The following is a 20,706-nucleotide window of genomic DNA, read 5'->3' on the forward strand; positions in this document are numbered from 1 at the left end:
TACTTTTTTATTTTATAAGTATACTATTTTTCTTCATTGATTTCAAAGTCATCATAAGGATCCATATGAATATTTATAATCCAGTCTTTTTTAGGGTCTAGTTTTTTGATTTTATCTTCTATTTTATCAGATACTCTATGGGCATCCATAAGAGTAATTACACAATCAAATACTAAATGAACTTCTACGAAAGTTTGGCTTCCTGCTTCTCTTGTTTTAAGTAAGTGGTGTGTATTTACTTTCTCTTCATTTTTAATAATTTGAACTATCTCTTTTACTATTTCTTCATCAACAGCTCTATCAAGTAAAACTAAAACACCATCTTGAATTAGCTCATAAGCAGAATAGATAATAAAAAGTGAAATACCTCCACCAACAATTACATCAATTAGTTCAATTCCAGTGAAGTTTACTAAAATAAGAGATACAAAAACAGCTGCATTTGTATAAACATCTGTTTTATAGTGTAGGGCATCAGCTTTGATAACCATACTTCCAGTCTGTTTTGCTACACGATTTAAATAGATAACTAAACTTACTGTAATAACAATTGAAATAGTCATTACAATTAATGACATCTCTAAGTATTGTGATGTTTCACCATTGATTGCTTTTTTAATTGCTTGGTAAAGTAAAAATAGACCAGAGATACAAATAATAGTACCTTCAATAACAGAAGCTAGGGCTTCAATTTTTCCTCTTCCATAGTTAAAGTGTTTATCAGCAGGTTTTTCAGAGTTACTAATCGCAAAATAGTTGAAGATAGATACAAACATATCAAGTACAGAGTCAATGGCAGAAGCAAGAACAGCAACTGAACCACTTGCAATTCCTACTACTAATTTGATTAGTGTAAGAATTGCTGCAACGCTACTTGATACAACCGTTGCTTTTTTTTGTGGGGTCATATTAAGAGTAATTTTCCTCTACAAACTTTTTAATTCTTCTAATACCTTCTTCGATAGTAGCTAAATCAGTTGCAAAAGAGAATCTAAAGTAACCTTCTGTTCCAAATGCAAGACCTGGAACAACTGCTACACCTTCTTTTTCTAATAAATCAGCAGAGAATTTCATTGAGTCTCCACCAATTTCTTTAATGTTTACAAAAAGATAGAAAGCTCCTTGTGGTACAACACAAGAGATTCCATTGATTGCATTGAAAGATTCAACTGCAACATTTCTTCTTTTTTCAAACTCTTTTCTCATAACTTCGATATCAGCATCTGCACTTCCATCTAAGGCTGCTACTGCTGCTTGTAAAGTTACTGAGTTAACATTTGAAGTTACTTGACCTTGAAGTTTAGTCATAGCTTTTACTAATGCTTTATGAGGAGTTGCGATATATCCGTATCTCCAACCTGTCATAGCAACAGCTTTACTAATACCATTAATAGTTACTGTTCTTTGGAACATATCATCACTTACAGAAGCTACTGCTGTGAACTCTTTTCCATCATACATGATTTTTTCATACATTTCATCAGTAAATACTAAAATATCAGTACCTTTAAGTACTTCTGCTAAAGATAATAACTCTTCTTTTGAATATACTGCACCAGTTGGATTAGATGGAGTATTTAAAAGTAAGATTTTTGTTTTATCTGTAATTGCTGCTTTTAATTGTTCAGCAGTGATTTTGAACTCTGTTGAGTCGTCTGTTTCAATAAATACAGGAACTCCATCAGAGAACTTTACTTGCTCAGGATAAGTAACCCAGTATGGAGCTGGAATAATTACTTCATCACCTTCTTCGATAAGACATTGAAATAGGTTAAATAAAGAGTGTTTTGCTCCATTAGATACGATGATTTCATCTAGCTCGTAATCTAATCCGTGGTCCTTTTTTAACTTCTTGATAATTGCTTTTTTCGTTTCAATGGTACCTTCTACAGCAGTGTATTTTGTGTGACCGTCTTTGATTGCTTTGATAGCAGCTTCTTTGATAACTTCAGGTGTGTCAAAATCTGGCTCACCCGCACTAAAACTTAAAATGTCTTTACCTTGTGCTTTAAGCTCTCTTGCTAAAGCTGTAATTGCCATTGTAACTGATGGCGATAGGTTTTCCATTCTACTTGCAATTTTCATTTTATGTTTGTCCTTTAGTAAATTTAAAGTATGATTATAACTACAGTTTACTTAGAAAGTGGTCAGTTTAAGGTGATAGAAGAGTTTAAAGTTAAAATTAATTATGAAATTTATAATGTTATAGTCAAGAAGAAAATATCAAATAAACACGTATATCTCAGACTTAAAGATAAAAATCTATTAGAGATATCATCTAATAAATATTTTTCAAAATTAGATGCAGTTGATTTAATAAATAGACAAAAAGAGTGGATAGTAAATAGAAGAGATGTTTTTTTACGAAAAGAAAAAAATAAAAACAGTTATTTATTGTTTGGAAAAAGATACTCTTTAGAAGATATCAAAGAAGAAGAATTAGATAAATTATATAAAGAAAAAGCTCAAAAAATAATTCCAAAATTAGTAGAAGAGTTTGCAACTAAAATGAATCTTTATCCAACTTCAATAAAGTATAGAAAAAACAAAAGAACCTGGGGCTCTTGTAATTATAAAAATGGATTAAATTTTAATATCTTACTTACGCAGTTTCCCCTTGAAGTAATTGAATATGTAGTAATACATGAATTAGCTCATATTGAACATAAAAATCATTCAAAAGCTTTTTGGGCTTTAGTTAAAAGATATTGCAAGGATTATAAGCAAAGAGAAAAGCTTCTTAAGAGTTTTTTATAATAGCTCTTATCTCTTCTACTTTTTCATGAAGTTTTTCATCAGTAATATAGTTTGTAAAAATCCCATGTGAACGCTCTGTAAAAAAAGACTTTTCTTCCTTTTTTACTTCTTTTTTCTCTCTTTTATTTGTAACGAAAAACTTTAATTGACTCACTTCAATTAGGGGATATTTTTTTAATAGTGTATTTATTAAATCTTTGTTATACTCAAACTCCATTTTATAAACAGGATGGGTTAATACAAAATACAAGATATCAGCTTTTACATAAGCGAATTTAACACCTTTTTTTAAACTTGGTGGTAATAAATCGATAAAATCTTGAATAGTTTTTTGTGTATTAATCTTTCTGAATTCAGGACTTTTCTTAAGATGACTAAGTATTTCGTTAATTTTTTTCATACGCTAATTATAGCAGGAGTTTTATTATCTTTTAGTGGGTGTGGTTATAAAGCACCTCCAACTTATGTTGAAGACAATAAACAAGAAGTATCAAAATAATGGTTTATGACTATATTATTATAGGAACAGGTGTTGCAGGATTAAATGCTGCAAGACTGATTCCCAAAGACAAAAAAGTTTTAGTACTTTGTAAAAAATCCCCTTGGAACTGCAATACATTTTGGGCCCAAGGTGGTGTTGCTACTGCTGTCGATAAAGATGATATAGAACCACATATAAAAGATACACTTACCGCAGGAGTTAATCAAAACAGTAAAGAAGCCGTTAGGGTTTTAAGTGAAAACTCAAGGGCTTGTATTGATGATTTAATCAATGCCGGATTACAGTTTGATTTAAATGACAATGGTGAACTAGCTTTTACAAAAGAAGCAGCACATAGTAGAAATAGAATTTTACATGCAGATGGAGATGCTACAGGTAGAATGGTTCACCTGTTTTTACTTTCAACTTGTGATCATGAAATAAGAACAAATGTCGTAGTAAATGATTTACTTATTGAAGATGATATTTGTTATGGGGTTCAATTTTTCACCAATGAAACAGACCAAGAAATAGTTTATGCTCACAATACTATCATAGCAAGTGGAGGTGTTGGTTCAATATATAAATACCATACAAACTCTACTGCTATTGCAGGGGAGATTCAAGGTTTATGTGTTGAAAAAGGACTTAAACTAAAAGATATGGAGATGATGCAGTTTCATCCAACAGTTGTAAAAGGAACTCATTTTGCTAGAAAACCACTTTTAAGTGAAGCTTTAAGAGGTGAGGGTGCTTATATTGTTGATGAAAATGATAGAAGATTTTTATTTGATTATCATAAAGATGGTGAACTAGCTCCAAGAGATGTAGTTAGTAGGTCAATTTTTGATTATCATAAAAAAACAAACTCTTCTATATATTTATCATTTGATAAGTTTGAAAAAAACTTCTTCAAAAAAAGATTTCCAAATATTTACTCAAACCTAAAAGATTTAGGTTTTGAACTTCCTTTTGAGAAAGTTCCTATTTCTCCTGCTTTCCATTATGCAATGGGAGGAGTTGAGACAGATATAAATGCAAAAGTTCTAGGAATGAAAAACCTATATGCAGTTGGTGAAGTAGCTTGCAATGGAATTCATGGAGCAAATAGACTTGCATCAAACTCTTTACTTGAAGGAATTGTATTTTCTAAAATTGCAGTTGAATTGAGTTTAAAAGAAGAGTTTAAAATTGATGAAACAAAATATACAAAAAATATAAAAAAATATATAAGAAACAAAGAGATAGATAAAGAAATAAAAAACTCTTTAAGAAAACTAATGTGGGATAACGCTGCAATAGTAAGAGACAGAGATTCACTCAAAATTACACTTGAAAAAATAGATAAATTTTTAGAAGAAAATGTAGGAAGACTGCTATATTTAAGACTACTTACGGCAAAATCTATTTTAAAAGCTGCAATTGAGAGACAAGTCTCGATTGGAGCTCATTTTATTAAGGAGTAACAATGTTGAAATTGTTGATGGTGTTGGTTCTGTCATCTATAACATTATTTGCTGCAAGTGGTCCTTCGGGAGCAGGAGCAGTTGCACCTGACTTAACTATGACATGGGTTGGGTTTGCGTGTTTATTTATTTTTGTTGTCGGTTATTATTTTGTAGCAGCTGAAGAAAAGTATGAGATTGATAAAGCGAAACCTGCTTTATTTATTGGTACTTTTATGTTTATGTTAGTTGCTTTATATTATGCGCTAAATGGTCTAGACTTAGGTCTTGTACACACTGAAGCACAACACTTAATTTTAGAAATTGCAGGAATTTTCTTCTTCCTATTTGTTGCTATGACTTATATTGAGTCATTAATTCATATGGGTGTATTTGATAGATTAAAATATAATCTTGTATCTAAAGGTTATAGTTATAAGAAAATGTTCTGGGTAACTGGTTTTATCGCATTCTTCTTATCTCCTATCGCAGATAACTTAACTACTGCATTAATTCTTTCTACAGTATTAATTACAATTGAAAAAACAAGAAAAGATTTCTTAGTTCCAGGTGCTATTAATATTGTTGTTGCAGCAAATGCTGGTGGTGCTTGGTCTCCATTTGGTGATATTACTACACTTATGGCGTGGACTGCAGGTAAGGGAACATTTACAGACTTTTTATTCTTATTCCCAGCTTCTGTAACTGGTTATTTAGTAACAGCTTATTTATTAGCTAAGTTTGTTCCTGATGATAAGCCTGAATTTGATGCATCTAAAGAGAAAAAACCAGAAATGGCTGAAGGTGCTAAAGTAGTTATGGGACTTGGTGTATTTACAATCTTTTGTGCTGTAATGTCTCACCAAGTATTACACTTACCAGCTATGTGGGGTATGATGTTCGGTCTTTCTTTACTTAAAGTTTATTCTTATGGTTTAAAAAGAAAATATGGTACTGATCACTTCAATATTTTCCACTCAATGGCTAAAATTGAAAACAATACATTAATGTTCTTCTTTGGTATTTTAGCAGCAGTTGGTGCTTTATATTTCATCGGATGGTTAGGTTTAGCAGTTGTTGTTTACCAACCAGATGTATTAGGTCCAACTTGGTCAAATATCGGTGTAGGTTTCTTATCAGCTATCGTTGATAACGTACCAGTTATGTCAGCAGTACTTAAAGCTAGTCCAGAAATGGGACTTGACCAATGGATGCTTGTAACACTTACAGCAGGTGTTGGTGGTTCTATGATTTCATTTGGTTCAGCAGCAGGTGTTGGTGTAATGGGTAAATTACATGGAATTTATACTTTCGGTTCACACATGAAATTAGCGTGGACTATTGTAATTGGATACTTTGTATCTGTTGCAGTTTGGTACTTACAATACGAAGTTTTAGGTTTCTATCACATCGGATAACTACCAAATATAATTGTATGAAGGTTTTCCCTTCATACAGTTTTCTCTTTATTTTTTTCTCTCCTATTAATTAATTTCAAATCACACTTTAGATATAATCGCGGATACTTTAAAAACAAAGGAATCTGTTTAATGAAACATGTACCAATAGTTGTATTAGATTTTGGTAGTCAATATACACAAATTATTGCAAGAAAACTTAGAGAAGCAGGTGTTTATTCTGAAATTGTACCTTACAATGAAAGAATTGAAGATATTCTAGCAAGAACACCAAAGGGTATTATCCTTTCAGGTGGACCAGCTTCAGTTTACGCAAACGATGCATATCACCCAGATGAAGAGATTTTTAATCTAGGTCTTCCTATTTTAGGAATCTGTTACGGTATGCAGCTTATTTCTCAATTCTTTGGTGGAAGTGTAATTCCAGCTGATCATCATGAATATGGAAAAGCAAAATTAACTTTTGAAAGTCAAAGTGATATTTTCAAAGATACTACTGATGGACAAACTGTATGGATGTCTCACGGTGATAAAGTTGACCAACTAGCTGATGGTTTTGAAGTTATTGGTACATCTGAAAACTCTCCATTTGCAGCAATTGCAAATTTAGAAGAAAGAATTTATGCATTCCAATTCCACCCAGAAGTTTACCACTCAGAACAAGGTGCAAAAATCCTTAAAAACTTCGCAAAACATATTTGTGGTTGTGAATCAACTTGGAATATGGGTTCATTTGCTAAAGAGCAAATCAAAAAAATCCAAGATACTGTAGGAAGCAAAAAAGTACTATGTGGTGTATCAGGAGGAGTTGATTCTTCTGTTGTTGCTACACTTTTAGCTGAAGCAATTGGTGACCAACTAATTCCAGTATTTGTTGACAATGGATTATTAAGAGCAAATGAAAGAGAACAAGTTGAAGCTATGTTTAAATCTAGAGGTGTAGATTTAATCACTGTTGATGCATCGGAAGAGTTCCTTTCAAAATTAGCAGGTGTTACAGACCCTGAAACAAAAAGAAAAATCATTGGTGAAACTTTCATCAAAGTATTTGATGAAGAAGCTAAAAAACACGATGGAATCGAGTTCTTAGCACAAGGTACACTTTATACAGATGTTATTGAGTCTGTATCAGTTAAAGGACCTTCAAAAACTATCAAATCTCACCACAATGTAGGTGGATTACCTGATTGGATGACATTTGAATTAATCGAGCCATTAAGAGAAATCTTCAAAGATGAAGTAAGACTTTTAGGATTAGAGCTTGGATTACCAAAAGATATGATTGGAAGACATCCTTTCCCTGGACCAGGACTAGCTATTAGAGTTATGGGTGATGTTAATAAGCCTGATTTAGAACTTCTTAGAAAAGCTGATACTATCATGTTAGATGTATTACATGCAACTGGATTGTATGATAAAACATGGCAAGCATTTACAGTACTATTAAACGTAAAATCTGTAGGTGTTATGGGTGATAACAGAACTTACGATAACACTGTATGTGTTAGAATCGTAGAAGCTACTGATGGTATGACTGCTACATTTGCACATATTCCACATGATGTTTTAGAAACAATTTCTAGAAGAATTATCAATGAAGTTGATGGGATTAATAGAGTGGTGTACGATATCAGCTCAAAACCACCAGCAACTATCGAGTGGGAATAAAATAAAACAGTATCTTTTTAATTAATACTGCATCATAAAATAAAATTAGCGTCGGTCATTTACTACTAGTAAACTCCCTCGCTAATTTTTTTCTCTTCTTTGTCTAAATCAAAAATCTACTGCTTTATTCAAGGTTAGAATAATTTTCTAACGAAAGTTTTAAAAAGCCAATGGACTTCTTATTTCAATTTTCCCCATATCCTTTGGATGTCGTTTTTTGTGATAAAGAATATATCTTTTAGCCCAGCCAATATAACTTTGCTCTGTTTTTATACTGTAATGTTTAAATCTTATTTTATCATTCATAATGTCTAGTAGTTTCTTACCCATTTTTTACTCCTGATATATTTAACATTTTGCTAAACTATTACGATTTTTAATCAATAGTATAACATTTTGATAAGCTATTACTGATATACATTAATAGTCTAACATTGAAAATTATATCAGATATATAAATTATGATAAAAAATATTATATATAGTAATATATTATTTAAAAAAATCCTAGAAATAGCTTATTTAAGGCCTTTATATCAATTTAGTATCTTATCATAAAAAATGTAGTACTATTAGGTGATTTTATATATTATTTATATATAATGCAGTATTAATAAATAGTTAGCCTATGAAGGGAAAATATGTCAAACGAATTAGTACCACTAGAAAGTGAAATGCAAATATTATTTAAAAAGTCTTTATCAAATGTTAGAGATGAAATTAAAGATAATACCTATATTGAAGAAGCACTAAGAGTTTTACCTGCAAAAGGTTACAGAAGTGCAATAGGTTCATTTTGGAATGCAGTTGTTGATGATTTAACCAATAAGATTATTCACAGAAGTTTATCCTTATTTAATAAAACCAATAACTTTAGAAGAGAAATTAAGTCGTATGATGACTTTTATAGTAATGTTAATGATGATGAGCTTATAGACGGTGCATATAAAATTGGAGTAATTGGACTTGAAGCATCCAAAATATTAAAACATGCTAAAGAAACAAGACATATATTTTATGGTCATCCTAAAAGTTCAGAACCATCTATTATAAAAGTTTTAGCGATGTTTGAAGATTGTATTAAATATGTTTTAAATGAACCATATCCTCCAAAAATTATTGATATTAATGATTATTTAGAGACAATGAATTCTGTTGATTTTGATAGGAATGAAATTGCTGCATCTAATGCTATAGAAGAATTACCTGAAATTTATAAAAGTGAGTTAATTAATAGAATATTTCAATCGTATATTATTGATGAGACATCAACAGAATTTAGATCTAATATTGAATTCATAGCTCCTATTTTATGGAAAGTTCTACCCAAAGAACATAAAAGTCAGATTATAAGAAAGCTTGATGGAATTATTTCTGAATCTATTCAAAATAAAACCAAACGAGCATTTAAATTTGTTCAAATTGTTGATGGACAAATCTATTTATCTGCAAGTTCACGTAACTATATTATTAAACCTCTTGTCAATAATTTAAAAGATAGTTTAGATAGTTGGGAAAATGAAACAAAATATGTGAGTTTATTAAAACCTTATGCATCTTATATCCCAAATGATTTATTAAATGATTATGTTTCTGCACTTACACATTCATATGTTGGATATACTGGCAACAGTAGACAATTTGCTAGAAGTGATTTTTATGCTGATGGTGCTGTTTCAAATATTAAGGATATGTTTGCTCTATTTGATGATAATGCTTCAATCGCTTTTATTGATACAATAAAAGAAAGTAACCTATTACAAAGTAGAATACAAACACCAAGTAAATTAAATAGATTAAGAACATTAGGAAATATAATTTCTGAAAAGGTATCAACAACTTTTAATGAATCTCAGTTATTAGATAAATTAATTGATACAAATAAAGAAAAAGAATTTTTTGATGCTATTAAATAGCTAAGGCTAACAAAGCCTTGGAGAGAAATAAATTACCCTCGGCTAATTTATTTCTCAAGTCAACCGTTATCACAAAAATTATCATATATTGACAAAACGTACGATATTGAGTACAATATATAAAATAAATAAAAGGGTTAACTATGACAAGAGTTATGTCAGTAAGTCAAGTTAGGGCAGATATTTACAATGTTATGGATGAAACAGCACAAAGTCATGAGCCTATACTAATTACAGGAAAAAGAAACAATGTAGTTATGCTCTCACAAGAAGACTGGAATGCTATAGAAGAAACATTATACTTAAACTCTATCCCTAAGATGGCTTCTTCAATTCAAGAGTCAATGAATGCTTCTGATGAAGAGTTTAGTGAAGATATTGAATGGTAGAGTATAAAATACTTTATAGTAAATTAGCATTAAAAGATGCTAAAAAACTATCAAGTGCAAATTTAGACAAAAAAGCAAAAGAACTTATAAAAATCATCAAAAAAGATCCATTTCAAAAACCACCTCCTTATGAAAAGCTAGTTGGTAATCTAAGTGGTTCATATTCAAGAAGAATAAATATTCAACATAGACTTGTATATGAAGTAAGAGAACATGATAAAGTAATAAGAATATCTAGAATGTGGACACACTATGGAGAATAAGATATCAATTTTTTGCTTTGATAAAAAGAATTATAAATGACTACAATTAATCAAGAAAATTTAACAAAACAATATCAATCATCTCAAAAGCACCACCACTTCAAAATGTTCAAACCATGGGGCTGTGTAAGTCAGTTTAGACCAAAGCCTAAAAAGAGTAAGACTTTGTTGGGTGATTATTATGATTTCCCTGAGGATACTATGGCTATTGGTAGATTAGATATGGATTCAGAAGGTTTACTATTACTTACTACAGATGGTATGGCAAGTTACAAAGTACGAGATAAAAGTGTTGAGAAAGAGTACTATGTACAAGTAGATGGAATCATTACAGATGAAGCAATAGAAAAAATGCAAAATGGTCTTGAAATTGTAGTAAAAGGTAAGACATATATGACGCTTCCTTGCAAAGTAAGAAAAATAGAAGATGAACCACCTTTACCACCACGTTGTAGAAATATACGAAAGTCAAGACATGGACCAACTTCTTGGGCATCAATTATAATCAATGAAGGCAAAAACAGACAAGTAAGAAAGATGACAGCAGCAGCTGGATTTCCTACTTTAAGACTTGTAAGAGTACGAATAGGAAATATACATATCGAAAACCTCCAACCAAGTGAAGTAATAGCTTTAGACAACCTAAATGAAGCACTTACTTGATAAAATATCATTTATGATTTTAAAGGACTTTACAAATGCAAGAAAATGAACTAAAAGCTTTTATAAAACAAAACTCACACTTGATATTTGAATACACGAACAAAGAGCTCCTAAAAGATATAGGAGCTATGTCTTCTAGTTTTTTTGTAAGATTAGTTGATGAATACTTTAAAAAAGAAGACAAAAGAATCTCTTGTGATAACTTGACACCTGATATTTTAGGGTATTTTCTTATAGCAGAAGTTTTAGGAGAGGCTAAACAGGCCTTTCCTTTCTTTAGAAAAGATACTTTGACTTTAGATTATATATTTAAAGACGCAAAGGTGTATTTTAACCATGTAAAATTCACTATAGAAGATGATACCTTTTCTATTTATTTAATACAAACAAAAGCAGGGGTTACTACACTAGAAGAAGAGATTATCAAGTATTCAAAGAAGTTTCCTATGAGAATAACTGGCTTAGAAGAGTTTATAGCTAAAAATAGTGATAAAGCATTAGATGAAAGTTTAGTGAAACTAAAAGAAGATATAGAAAAGATTTTATAAAGTAGGAGTATTTGTGAAAAAGATAATACCTTTTGTAAGTGCTTGTGATGAAGAGACTACAAATCTATGGCTAGAGCATTTACAAGAACAAATGAGCGAATACAAAATAGTACTTTTTGAAGAGTTATCAGAAGAACAAAAACTATCTTCTACTGTAGCAATAGTAGCAAACCCAAATCCAAAAGACATAGCTCAACTTAAAAACCTAAAATGGATACAAAGCTTATGGGCTGGAGTTGAAAAACTTCTTCAAGACCTTTCAAACTCTTCTTTTAAAATAGTTCGTATGACTGATCCTCAACTTGCTAAAACTATGGCTGAATCAGTTTTAGCATGGAGTTTATATTTGCATAAAAATATGCCACTATATTTAAAACAACAAAAAAAAAAGCAATGGAAACAGCATATAGAAACTTTGCCAGAAGAAAGAAATATATTAGTTCTTGGTTTAGGCAATTTAGGAAAAGAAAGTGCAAAGAAACTAAAAGAGAATGGTTTTAGTGTATCAGGATGGGCAAGAAGTAAAAAAGAGATAGAAGGTGTTGAAACTTTTTATGGAAATGACGGTTTAACACAAGCTTTAAAAAGTGCTGATATCGTAGTTTGTCTTTTACCTCTTACAGATGAAACAAAAAACTTACTTGATAAGTCAAAGCTAGACTTATTGCATAAGAAAGTTTCTCTTATAAACTTTGCTAGAGGGCCAATTATAGATTATGAATACTTAGCTAAAAAATTAGATAACAAAGAACTATGTCATGCTGTTTTAGATGTATTTGATATAGAGCCACTATCAACTAGTTCTTATCTTTGGCAAAATGAAAATATAACAGTACTACCTCATATCTCAGCACCTACAAATATGAAAACAGCTTCAAAGATAGCTTTAAAAAATATTTCAGAATACTTTGAAAAGGGTATCCTTCCCACTTTTGTAGATACAAATAAAGGTTACTAAAAAGGGAATAAACCCTTCTTTAGATATAATATATTATAAAAAATAGATTCACTATTAAAATAATAAGAATAATTTATAAAATAAAATTTCAAGGAATAAAATGAAAATAGCAATACCAGTAAAAGATGAAAATTTAAGCTTTTTCCCAAATGCAGGACATACTCCTAAGTTTGCTGTATATACAATGAGTGGTTCAGGAATGTTCAAATCGTTTAATCTAGATGAAATAAAACAAAACCCTAGAAGTGATATCGACCATAGTAATCCAGAAGAAGACCATGACTGTGACCATTCACATGATGATGCTGAACATATTGAACAACACAATAAAATGGGAAGAGCTTTAAAAGAGTGTGATTATATTGTAGTTAAAAAAGCTTGTAAAAATACTGCAAAGTCATTTACAAGTGAAGGAATAAAACTTGTGAAATACAATGGTGATTCTTTTGAGTCAACTAAGATTTTAAATGAACTATCTTCAAAGTTTGTATAAACAATAAATTATAGATAAGAAAAATAGTGAAAATCTCATATCACCGTAGACGTAAAATGAAAACTAGAAGAATAGCCTTACGAGAGCTACTTGAAAGAGGAATTGAAGACCCAAAGGATTTAGCAAAAGAGCTTAATGTAACAGTTCCTACTATCAAAAGAGATTTAGAGGCTATGGAAACTATGAGTGAGGAGGATTTCACTTTTCAAAAAAGACAAACTCCCCAAGAGATACTTGATAAAAAAGATGAAATCTTGCGAATGTTAGATGATGAAGAGTACTACACAGAAAATGGCGATATAAATATAAGTAAGATAACACAAGAACTAAAGACAAGCAGAGCTACTGTTATGTCTGTATTAAATGGTGAGTGATTTATTGAACTTGCCTATCTATGATGTTTTAGATGACATCAAACAAACGCTAAATCAAAACTCAACACTTATACTAGAAGCACCACCAGGAGCTGGAAAAAGTACAGTTGTGCCAATCTCACTTTTAAAAGAGTCTTGGCTTGAAGATAGAATGATAATTATGTTAGAACCAAGACGAGTAGCTGCAAGAATGGTAGCCCAACAAATGGCAAGACTACTAGGGGAAGAAGTAGGGCAAACTGTTGGTTATCAAGTTAGGATGGATAGTTGTAAATCAAAGCAAACAAAACTTCTAGTTGTAACAGAAGCAATACTTGTGCGAAAACTACAAAGTGACCAAGCTTTAGAAGATGTAGGTTTAATTATCTTTGATGAGTTCCATGAAAGAAGTATTCATACTGATTTATCCCTTGCTTTATCTCTGCAAGTACAGGAGCTACTAAGAGAGGATTTAAAACTTCTTATTATGTCTGCAACTTTAAACTCACAAGAACTAACAAAACTATTAGGTGATGATGTTCCCACTGTAAGCTCAAAGGGTAAAAGCTATGAAGTAGAAGAGGCGTTTTTAGATGCAAATATCAAACAGCCTGATTTTAAAACTATAAATACCGTTTTATTAAATACTATACAAAAAGCAGTAAATGAAGATGATGGTGATATTTTAGTTTTTCTATCAGGAGCTAAAGAGATAAATAGTTTAGAAAAGCTTCTAAATGAAAAACTAAAAGATAGAGAAATAGAAGTCTTACCTTTGTATTCAAGTTTGAGTAAAGAGAAACAAGATAAGGCTATACTGAAGTCAAAATCAAATAAAAGAAAAATCATCCTTTCAACAAATATTGCTCAAACCTCTTTAACAATAGAGGGTGTAAAAGTAGTAATAGATACAGGTTTAGAAAAGCAATCTTTTTATAACTACTCAAATGCAATGAATCATTTAGAACAGGTTTTTATCTCACAAAACTCAGCTACTCAAAGAGCAGGTAGAGCAGGAAGACTAAGTAATGGAAAGTGCTATAAGTTATGGCATAAGGGTAAGATACTGCAAGAGTCAAGTAAACCTGAGATATTAAGGACAGATTTGAGTTCCTTTTTACTTGAGGTTTCTCTTTGGGGTGAAGATATAAGTGAACTTAAACTATTAGATACTCCTTCACAAGAAGTTTTAGAAAGTACAAGAATAGTTTTACAAGAATTAAAAATGCTTGATGAGAAAAATGAGATAACAACTATAGGTAAAAAAGCATTAGCTTTAGGAGTTCATCCTAGGTTTGCATATATGATTTTAAGAGCAAATGAAATAGGCTTTGCCTATGAGGCTTGCCTTTTAGCTTCACTTTTAGTTGAAAAAGATATCTTTAAAAGCAGTTTCCAAGATACAAATATATATTCAAGGTTTGTACACTTACATGAAAATGATATAGATAGCTCATTTATAAATAAACATAGAGCAAAAAACATTTTAGCAGGGGCAAAGTTTCTATTTAGCAAGTTAAAAGCAGTACATAGTATAGAAAAGCCAAATAAAAGAATAGATGAAGAGATTGTAGCTCTTTTAACTCTTTTTGCTTATCCTGATAGACTTGCAAAGCAAAGAGGCAAAAATGATAATAGATACAAACTATCTAATGGTAAGGGTGCAATTTTAAATAGTGAAGATACACTATTTAATGAAAGCTTTTTAGTAGTACCAAGTCTAAATGCAAAGAGCAAAGATTCATATATAAGTCTTGCATCAAGAATATCATTAGATACTATTTTAAAAGAGTTTAAAGCTGATATAAATATCAAAAAGAGTATCACCTATAACAAGGACAATAAAAAGTTTGATATAAAAGAGCAATACTTTTTTTATGAGTTAGAACTTTTTTCAAAACCTATAAATGATGAAAATCAAGACTTTTCAAGCTTGCTTTGTTCTCTTTTGAAAAAAGAGGGATTAGAGCTTTTAACTTGGAATAAGAAAGCAGAAGCCTTAAGACAAAGAATAAACTTTATAAATGAAAATAGTGATTTAGAGTTTCCAAGTTTCAAAGAAGAGGATTTAAAAGAAAATATTTTTACCTGGTTAGAGCCATATTTACACGATATCAAAACAGTAAAAGAATTAGAGTCTTTAGATACATACTCTATACTACTTGGATACATTCCTTGGGATAAACAACAATTTTTAGATACTCTTGCCCCAACTCATATAAAAGTGCCTAGTGGTTCAAATATCAAAATAGACTATAGTGATAGTGACACACCTGTTTTAGCAGTAAAGATACAAGAGATGTTTGGTATGCATGAAACTCCAAAGATACTTAACAATAAAATAGCTTTGCAAGTTCATCTTTTAAGTCCTGCATTAAGACCTATTCAAATAACTTATGATTTGAAAAGCTTTTGGGAAAATTCATATGCTGAGGTTAAAAAAGAGTTGTTTTCAAAATATAAAAAACATTATTGGCCTGATAATCCTTTTGAAGCTATTGCTACAAATAAAACTAAAAAGAATATGAAGGGATAAGATATCTTAGAATTTTTACAAACAATTATTAATTCACTAAATATGATGACTACCTATGAAGCTATAGCTATGCTTTTAGCAATAGCTTATATACTACTTGCTGTAAGACAAAGCCTTTGGTGTTGGCCTGCTGCATTTTTCTCAACACTTATTTATACAATACTATTTTTTGATGTCTCTTTACTTATGGACTCAGCTTTAAATGCATACTATCTTATCATGGCAGTTTATGGTTGGTTCTCTTGGAAATATGGTGGAAAACTACAAGAGCAAGAGCTTGAAGTATCAAGTTACGGTTTAATAAAAAATATAAAAATCATATTTGTATTAACTTTGATATCTTTAGCTTTTGGTTATGTAATGGCAAACTACACAAGTGCAGATTTTGCATATATTGACTCTTTTACAACTGTATTTGCTGTATTTACAACATATATGCTTGCAAAAAAGATATTAGAAAACTGGATTTATTGGATTGTTATTGATGTAGTTTCTATTTATATCTATATTCAAAAAGGACTTAATCTTACAGCTGTTTTATTTGTGATTTACACAGTTTTAGCCTTTGTAGCTTTTAAAAAGTGGAAAGAAGAGTATGACAAAAAAGCAACTACAACAGCATAATATCTTTGAAAATGAAAAGCTTTTAAGTCTTAAACTACTTAAAAATCAGGGCTTTTGTAATACAAACTATCTACTAAAAACTTCAAAGAAGAAATACTTAGTAAGAGTTTTTAAAAATGATTCTACAGTAAATATAAGTAGAGAGTTTGAGTTTAAAGTTCAAAAAAAAGCTTTTAATAAAGGTATAGCAGGAAAGCCACTATTTTTAGATAGAAATAAAACTTTTATGGTGTGCGAGTATTTAAAAGGAGAACATAAATATAATCTATCAAAAAAAGAACTAAAGAACTTAGTTAAAACAATAAAAAAGTTACATAGTATAAAGGTACATACAAAAGAGCTTGATTTAAAAGAAGAGTTAAAAAAATATAATCATCTAAGCAGTAAAAAAGCTAAAAAGAGTATATTAGCCTTAAATAAAGAGATAAAAAATTTAACAGCTTATAAAAAACAGCTAGTTTGCTCTCACCATGATTTAAATCCAAAAAACATACTTTTTAATAAAAACAGAATCAAATTTATTGATTGGGAATATACATCAATTAGTGATTGTTTTTTTGATTTAGCAACTATCTGTTGTGAATTTGATTTAACTAAAAAAGAAGAAAGAATTTTACTCAAAACTTATTTTAGAAAAATAGTAAAAAAAGATATAAAAAAACTTGATTGTTACAAGAATATCTATAATCAAATATGTAAATTGTGGTTTATAAGCTTAGAATATAATCAAGGAATTAAATGTCAGAAAAATTGAAATCTATAGATAGAGGTGTATTGTTTATGCTTTTAAGTTCTCTTTTTGGAGCACTTAATGGAGCAATAGCAAAAATATTATCTGATTCTATGGATCCTGTAGAGGTGGTTTTTTATAGAAACTTACTAGGAGGTTTGATTGTTTTATATAGTTTACAGAAAATAAAAGTCTCTTTTAATCCTTCAAAAATTCACCTACTTTTCTTAAGAGGACTGTTTGGTGGAACTGCAATGGTTCTTTTCTTTTATACTATTTCTACAATTCCACTTGGAGAGGCAGTTGTTTTAAATAAGACATCGCCATTTTTTGTAACTATTCTTGCATACTATCTTATGAAAGAAAAAGTTAATTTACCTACATTCTTTGCTCTTATTATAGGTTTTGTAGGAGTTATATTTATTATGAAACCCTTTGGTATAGAGATATCAATAGACCATATTTTTGGTGTTTTAAGTGGATTTTTCTCAGCTGCTGCATATGCAACTATTAAGAAAATCAAAGATATTTATGATGCTAGAGTAATCATGCTTTCTTTTATGGGTGTTGGAATGCTTATTCCTTTAGGATTGTTTTTATTTACTCCCTATGTACAGTTTCAAATACATACAGACCCTTTTATTTGGTCATTAATTGGTTTTATGGCAATTATATCTACAGGCTCACAATGGTTTTTAACAAAGGCATATAGTTTAAGCAAGGCTAGTATTATTGGGGTTGTTAGTTACACAAATATTCCATTTGCATTAGGATTTGGGGTTATGTTAGGAGATAAATTTCCTGATATTTATACGTTTGTTGGTATTGTTTTGATTGTAGTTGGGGGAATTTTAGTTAGTAAAAAGTAGATTTTATAAAGTAGCAAAAGCTACTTTATAGTTTGGTATTATAAAACAGTAACGTTTTCTGCTTGAAGACCTTTATCAGATTCACCAATTTCAAATGAAACTTCTTGACCTTCTTCTAAAGAAACTCTTCCATATCCTGGGTTGTTGATTTGTCTAAAGTGAACAAATACGTCTTTTCCACCATCTTTTTGTTCGATAAAACCGAAACCTTTTTCACTGTTGAACCATTTTACTGTTCCGTTTACTAATGTTGCCATTGTAATTCCTTTTTGTTTAAATCATTTCTAAAAGCATAATATGAGGTTCTCTATAGGTTGGATGTACTGTATAACGAAGGCTATCAATATAACGCAGACTAAAGATGTAACTCGAACCATCTTTTTTAATTGCGTGCATTATACTGTACTTTTCTGGTATTTAATCTTAAAGTAAAATTTATTTTTCAATATAATGATGATAAAATCTAAATTAAAAAGAAAAACATGTTTAAAACTGACGATTATTGGGAAGAAGAGTTTACTGAATATAAATCAAAAGAGATGTATAAAATCTATTTTGATAATTGTACATTTATAAAATGCGACTTCTCTAAAGCACTTATTCACTCTTGTAAGTTTACTGAATGTACTTTTATAAATTGTGATTTATCTTTAATTACTTTAAAGTCTTCAACTTTCAATGATGTAAAGTTTGAAAATTCAAAACTTATAGGTGTCTCATGGAGTTCTTGCCAAGAACCTTTTGATATTAGTTTTGACTCTTGTAATATTTCACAAAACTCTTTTCATCTTTTAGACTTAAGAAAAATAGTATTTAAAAACTCTCTTATTAAAGATAGTGGTTTTGAGGAATGTAACCTAGAAGGTGCCATTTTTGATAACTGTGACTTGGAGCTTTCTTCATTTATAAGTAATAGTTTAATAAAAGCAAACTTTGAGACATCAAGAAACTATTTTATAGATCCTAAATCAAATGATTTAAAAGATGCAAGTTTCTCTTTACCTGAAGCACTTAGCTTTTTATCTTTACTTCCAATCAAAATTAAATAAATTTAGATAAAATAATCTAAATAAAAATAAAGGCTAAAGTTATGAAAAAAGTTATTGAAATATCTGAAAATAAAAACTATAGTGCTGTTGATTTAGGTGATTTAAATAAACTTATGGAGTACTCTTTAATTCATCCTATAAATAAACAAGAAATAGAAGGAAAAGTATTTTTAAAAGATTCTACAAAATCAAGTGGTACTGAGATATCTTTTAACTCTTTGCCTGCAAATACAGCTCAGCCGTATTTTCATATTCATAATAAAAATGAAGAGACATATATTATTTTAAAAGGACATGGCTTTTTTCAAGTAGATGATGACTGTTTTGAAATAAAAGAGGGGAGTACAATTAGAGTTGCGCCTAAAGGTGTAAGAGGTATAAAAAACTCTTCTGATGATATTATGATTTATTTAGTAGTTCAATCAAAAGAAAACTCTTTAGAAGAACATACTACAGCTGATGGAACAAGAGTTCCTTACGAAGCAAAGTGGCAATAAGTAAAAATTATTTTCTAGTTTAGTACTTAATATTTTATACAGTCATTTGAACTTTTTTCAAGCTCTTTTTTGTATTGCTTAGGTGTTTGATTAAACCATTTTTTAAAACTTCTAAAAAAAGAGTTTGTTTCTTTATAGCATAAGTAAATAGAGATAGTAGTTGTATCAAGTCCCTTTTTTAAGTAATACAAGCAAAGTTTCTTTCTAATATCTTCAACTATATGAGAGTAACTTATTTTTTCTTTTTTTAATCTCTTTTGTAAAACTCTTGGGTGTAAATCAAGTTTTTTAGAAATAGTCTCTAAAGATATATCAAGTTCCATGATAGAAGAGAAAACAAGAGCAGATATTTTTGTTTTATAGCTTTCTTTGTTTAGATTTAAATTTAGTAGCTGTTCTAGCTCATTTTTGTAGTATTCAAATTCATTTTTATTTGCTGAAATTAGATTGATATTTTCAATATCTTTATCAAAATATATTGCATTTTCATCTTGTGAAAAGTTGACTTTTATATTTGAGATATACTTTGTATCAAATAGCTTATCTTGCATTAGATTTATATATTTGGGAACTATCTCTTTAGAACTTAATTTATTAAGTAAGTGTAAAAAAGCAAATAGATGAATAAATATTTTGTTGTGTTCAATATTTAAAAGACCTTCTTCTTTTGAGTTTGTATAAATACTTAACTTATAGTATTCATTAGTTTCTAAAAGTGTAGGTTTAATACTATTTCCTATTAGACAATAGTACGTGCTAAGAAGTTTTAAACTATGAGCTATAGAGGATGAATTTAATACTAAGTATCCTAAAATTCCTAAATCTTTTGGTTTTGCCTGTTTTGATAGTTCTATCAAGATTTCATAGCTTTTATATTCTTGAATACAAAAATTTAATAAATCATTAACTTCTTTGATATCTATTTTATTAATATTATTTTCTTTTAAATATTTTTCTTTATCAAAAATGTATTTTGATTCTAAAAGATTAGAGATTAGGTTAAAAAGTATTAAAGGAAAGTTTGCATTCAAAAAGTGCCTTTGTTCGTGA

At 29.6% G+C, this 20,706-nt stretch carries 24 protein-coding genes; 18 read left to right on the forward strand and 6 right to left on the reverse strand.

Annotated features, from left to right (window positions below; translation table 11 throughout):
• Nucleotides 1-23: 23 nt before the first annotated feature.
• Nucleotides 24-908: a cation diffusion facilitator family transporter gene (locus CRV03_RS01005; RefSeq protein ID WP_129083277.1), complete on the reverse strand. Its 885-nt coding sequence runs from the start codon at nt 906-908 to the stop codon at nt 24-26.
• 1 nt (nt 909) lies between these two features.
• The gene (locus CRV03_RS01010; RefSeq protein WP_129083278.1) at nt 910-2,085 is read right to left on the reverse strand and encodes a pyridoxal phosphate-dependent aminotransferase; all 1,176 of its coding nucleotides are present in this window, start codon (nt 2,083-2,085) and stop codon (nt 910-912) included.
• Between the two features lie 30 nt (nt 2,086-2,115).
• Here CRV03_RS01010 and CRV03_RS01015 point away from each other — a divergent pair, with 30 nt between their 5' ends.
• Entirely contained in the window at nt 2,116-2,757 is a 642-nt protein-coding gene (locus CRV03_RS01015) for a M48 family metallopeptidase (protein ID WP_129083279.1), read from the forward strand.
• Here the strand turns inward: CRV03_RS01015 and CRV03_RS01020 are convergent.
• The gene (locus CRV03_RS01020; protein ID WP_129083280.1) at nt 2,741-3,157 is read right to left on the reverse strand and encodes a DUF721 domain-containing protein; all 417 of its coding nucleotides are present in this window, start codon (nt 3,155-3,157) and stop codon (nt 2,741-2,743) included. The two genes, CRV03_RS01015 and CRV03_RS01020, sit on opposite strands and share 17 nt — an antisense overlap.
• Nucleotides 3,158-3,255: 98 nt before the next feature.
• Here CRV03_RS01020 and nadB point away from each other — a divergent pair, with 98 nt between their 5' ends.
• The 3 genes from nadB (at nt 3,256) to guaA (ending at nt 7,769) form a co-directional block, all read left to right on the forward strand.
• The gene (gene nadB, locus CRV03_RS01025) at nt 3,256-4,704 is read left to right on the forward strand and encodes an L-aspartate oxidase (RefSeq protein WP_129083281.1); all 1,449 of its coding nucleotides are present in this window, start codon (nt 3,256-3,258) and stop codon (nt 4,702-4,704) included.
• 2 nt (nt 4,705-4,706) lie between these two features.
• Nucleotides 4,707-6,101, forward strand: a complete 1,395-nt coding sequence (gene nhaD, locus CRV03_RS01030) for a sodium:proton antiporter NhaD (RefSeq protein ID WP_129083282.1) — start codon at nt 4,707-4,709, stop codon at nt 6,099-6,101.
• 132 nt (nt 6,102-6,233) lie between these two features.
• Nucleotides 6,234-7,769 carry a glutamine-hydrolyzing GMP synthase gene (guaA, locus tag CRV03_RS01035; protein ID WP_129083283.1) on the forward strand — a complete coding sequence of 512 codons (1,536 nt, stop codon included), beginning with the start codon at nt 6,234-6,236 and terminating at the stop codon, nt 7,767-7,769.
• 159 nt (nt 7,770-7,928) lie between these two features.
• On the opposite strand, the gene CRV03_RS01040 is transcribed toward guaA, so the two are convergent.
• Nucleotides 7,929-8,099, reverse strand: a complete 171-nt coding sequence (locus tag CRV03_RS01040; protein WP_129083284.1) for a phage integrase N-terminal SAM-like domain-containing protein — start codon at nt 8,097-8,099, stop codon at nt 7,929-7,931.
• A gap of 310 nt (nt 8,100-8,409) precedes the next feature.
• Here CRV03_RS01040 and CRV03_RS01045 point away from each other — a divergent pair, with 310 nt between their 5' ends.
• From CRV03_RS01045 to CRV03_RS01100, 12 genes are all read left to right on the forward strand, one after another.
• A complete protein-coding gene (locus CRV03_RS01045; protein ID WP_129083285.1) occupies nt 8,410-9,684 on the forward strand; it encodes a hypothetical protein in 1,275 nt (424 codons plus the stop codon).
• A 143-nt stretch (nt 9,685-9,827) separates the two neighbouring features.
• The gene (locus CRV03_RS01050) at nt 9,828-10,073 is read left to right on the forward strand and encodes a type II toxin-antitoxin system Phd/YefM family antitoxin (RefSeq protein WP_129083286.1); all 246 of its coding nucleotides are present in this window, start codon (nt 9,828-9,830) and stop codon (nt 10,071-10,073) included.
• Nucleotides 10,067-10,336: a Txe/YoeB family addiction module toxin gene (locus tag CRV03_RS01055; RefSeq protein ID WP_129083287.1), complete on the forward strand. Its 270-nt coding sequence runs from the start codon at nt 10,067-10,069 to the stop codon at nt 10,334-10,336. The genes CRV03_RS01050 and CRV03_RS01055 overlap by 7 nt, the downstream gene beginning before the upstream one ends.
• A gap of 36 nt (nt 10,337-10,372) precedes the next feature.
• Entirely contained in the window at nt 10,373-10,999 is a 627-nt protein-coding gene (locus CRV03_RS01060; protein ID WP_129083288.1) for a pseudouridine synthase, read from the forward strand.
• Nucleotides 11,000-11,034: 35 nt separating this feature from the next.
• Nucleotides 11,035-11,547, forward strand: coding sequence for a hypothetical protein (locus tag CRV03_RS01065; protein ID WP_129083289.1), 513 nt, complete (start codon nt 11,035-11,037; stop codon nt 11,545-11,547).
• A 13-nt stretch (nt 11,548-11,560) separates the two neighbouring features.
• Nucleotides 11,561-12,505 (forward strand): NAD(P)-dependent oxidoreductase, encoded by a 945-nt coding sequence (locus CRV03_RS01070; RefSeq protein WP_258238963.1) that lies wholly within the window; start codon nt 11,561-11,563, stop codon nt 12,503-12,505.
• Nucleotides 12,506-12,605: 100 nt separating this feature from the next.
• Nucleotides 12,606-12,998: a hypothetical protein gene (locus CRV03_RS01075; RefSeq protein ID WP_129083290.1), complete on the forward strand. Its 393-nt coding sequence runs from the start codon at nt 12,606-12,608 to the stop codon at nt 12,996-12,998.
• A gap of 56 nt (nt 12,999-13,054) precedes the next feature.
• A complete protein-coding gene (locus tag CRV03_RS01080) occupies nt 13,055-13,372 on the forward strand; it encodes a hypothetical protein (RefSeq protein ID WP_258238964.1) in 318 nt (105 codons plus the stop codon).
• Between the two features lie 4 nt (nt 13,373-13,376).
• The gene (gene hrpB, locus CRV03_RS01085) at nt 13,377-15,887 is read left to right on the forward strand and encodes an ATP-dependent helicase HrpB (RefSeq protein ID WP_164968591.1); all 2,511 of its coding nucleotides are present in this window, start codon (nt 13,377-13,379) and stop codon (nt 15,885-15,887) included.
• Between the two features lie 45 nt (nt 15,888-15,932).
• Nucleotides 15,933-16,511, forward strand: coding sequence for a nicotinamide riboside transporter PnuC (pnuC, locus tag CRV03_RS01090; protein WP_129083293.1), 579 nt, complete (start codon nt 15,933-15,935; stop codon nt 16,509-16,511).
• Nucleotides 16,483-17,265 carry a choline kinase family protein gene (locus tag CRV03_RS01095; RefSeq protein WP_129083294.1) on the forward strand — a complete coding sequence of 261 codons (783 nt, stop codon included), beginning with the start codon at nt 16,483-16,485 and terminating at the stop codon, nt 17,263-17,265. The genes pnuC and CRV03_RS01095 overlap by 29 nt, the downstream gene beginning before the upstream one ends.
• A complete protein-coding gene (locus tag CRV03_RS01100) occupies nt 17,250-18,110 on the forward strand; it encodes a DMT family transporter (RefSeq protein ID WP_258238965.1) in 861 nt (286 codons plus the stop codon). Before CRV03_RS01095 ends, CRV03_RS01100 begins: the two co-directional genes overlap by 16 nt.
• Nucleotides 18,111-18,148: 38 nt before the next feature.
• Here CRV03_RS01100 and CRV03_RS01105 read toward each other — a convergent pair whose 3' ends face one another.
• The gene (locus tag CRV03_RS01105; protein WP_129083295.1) at nt 18,149-18,367 is read right to left on the reverse strand and encodes a cold-shock protein; all 219 of its coding nucleotides are present in this window, start codon (nt 18,365-18,367) and stop codon (nt 18,149-18,151) included.
• A 225-nt stretch (nt 18,368-18,592) separates the two neighbouring features.
• Between CRV03_RS01105 and CRV03_RS01110 the strand changes: the two genes are divergently transcribed.
• Both CRV03_RS01110 and CRV03_RS01115 read left to right on the forward strand, forming a co-directional pair.
• Nucleotides 18,593-19,159 carry a pentapeptide repeat-containing protein gene (locus tag CRV03_RS01110; protein ID WP_129083296.1) on the forward strand — a complete coding sequence of 189 codons (567 nt, stop codon included), beginning with the start codon at nt 18,593-18,595 and terminating at the stop codon, nt 19,157-19,159.
• Nucleotides 19,160-19,200: 41 nt separating this feature from the next.
• Complete coding sequence (locus CRV03_RS01115; protein WP_129083297.1) at nt 19,201-19,656, forward strand: cupin domain-containing protein; 456 nt, start codon at nt 19,201-19,203, stop codon at nt 19,654-19,656.
• A gap of 26 nt (nt 19,657-19,682) precedes the next feature.
• Here the strand turns inward: CRV03_RS01115 and CRV03_RS01120 are convergent, their stop codons facing one another.
• On the reverse strand, nt 19,683-20,687 hold the full coding sequence (locus tag CRV03_RS01120; RefSeq protein ID WP_129083298.1) for an AraC family transcriptional regulator ligand-binding domain-containing protein: 1,005 nt from the start codon (nt 20,685-20,687) through the stop codon (nt 19,683-19,685).
• Nucleotides 20,688-20,706: the final 19 nt, after the last annotated feature.

Origin of the sequence: Arcobacter sp. F155, from assembly GCF_004116455.1 — a bacterium.
GTDB lineage: Bacteria > Campylobacterota > Campylobacteria > Campylobacterales > Arcobacteraceae > Halarcobacter.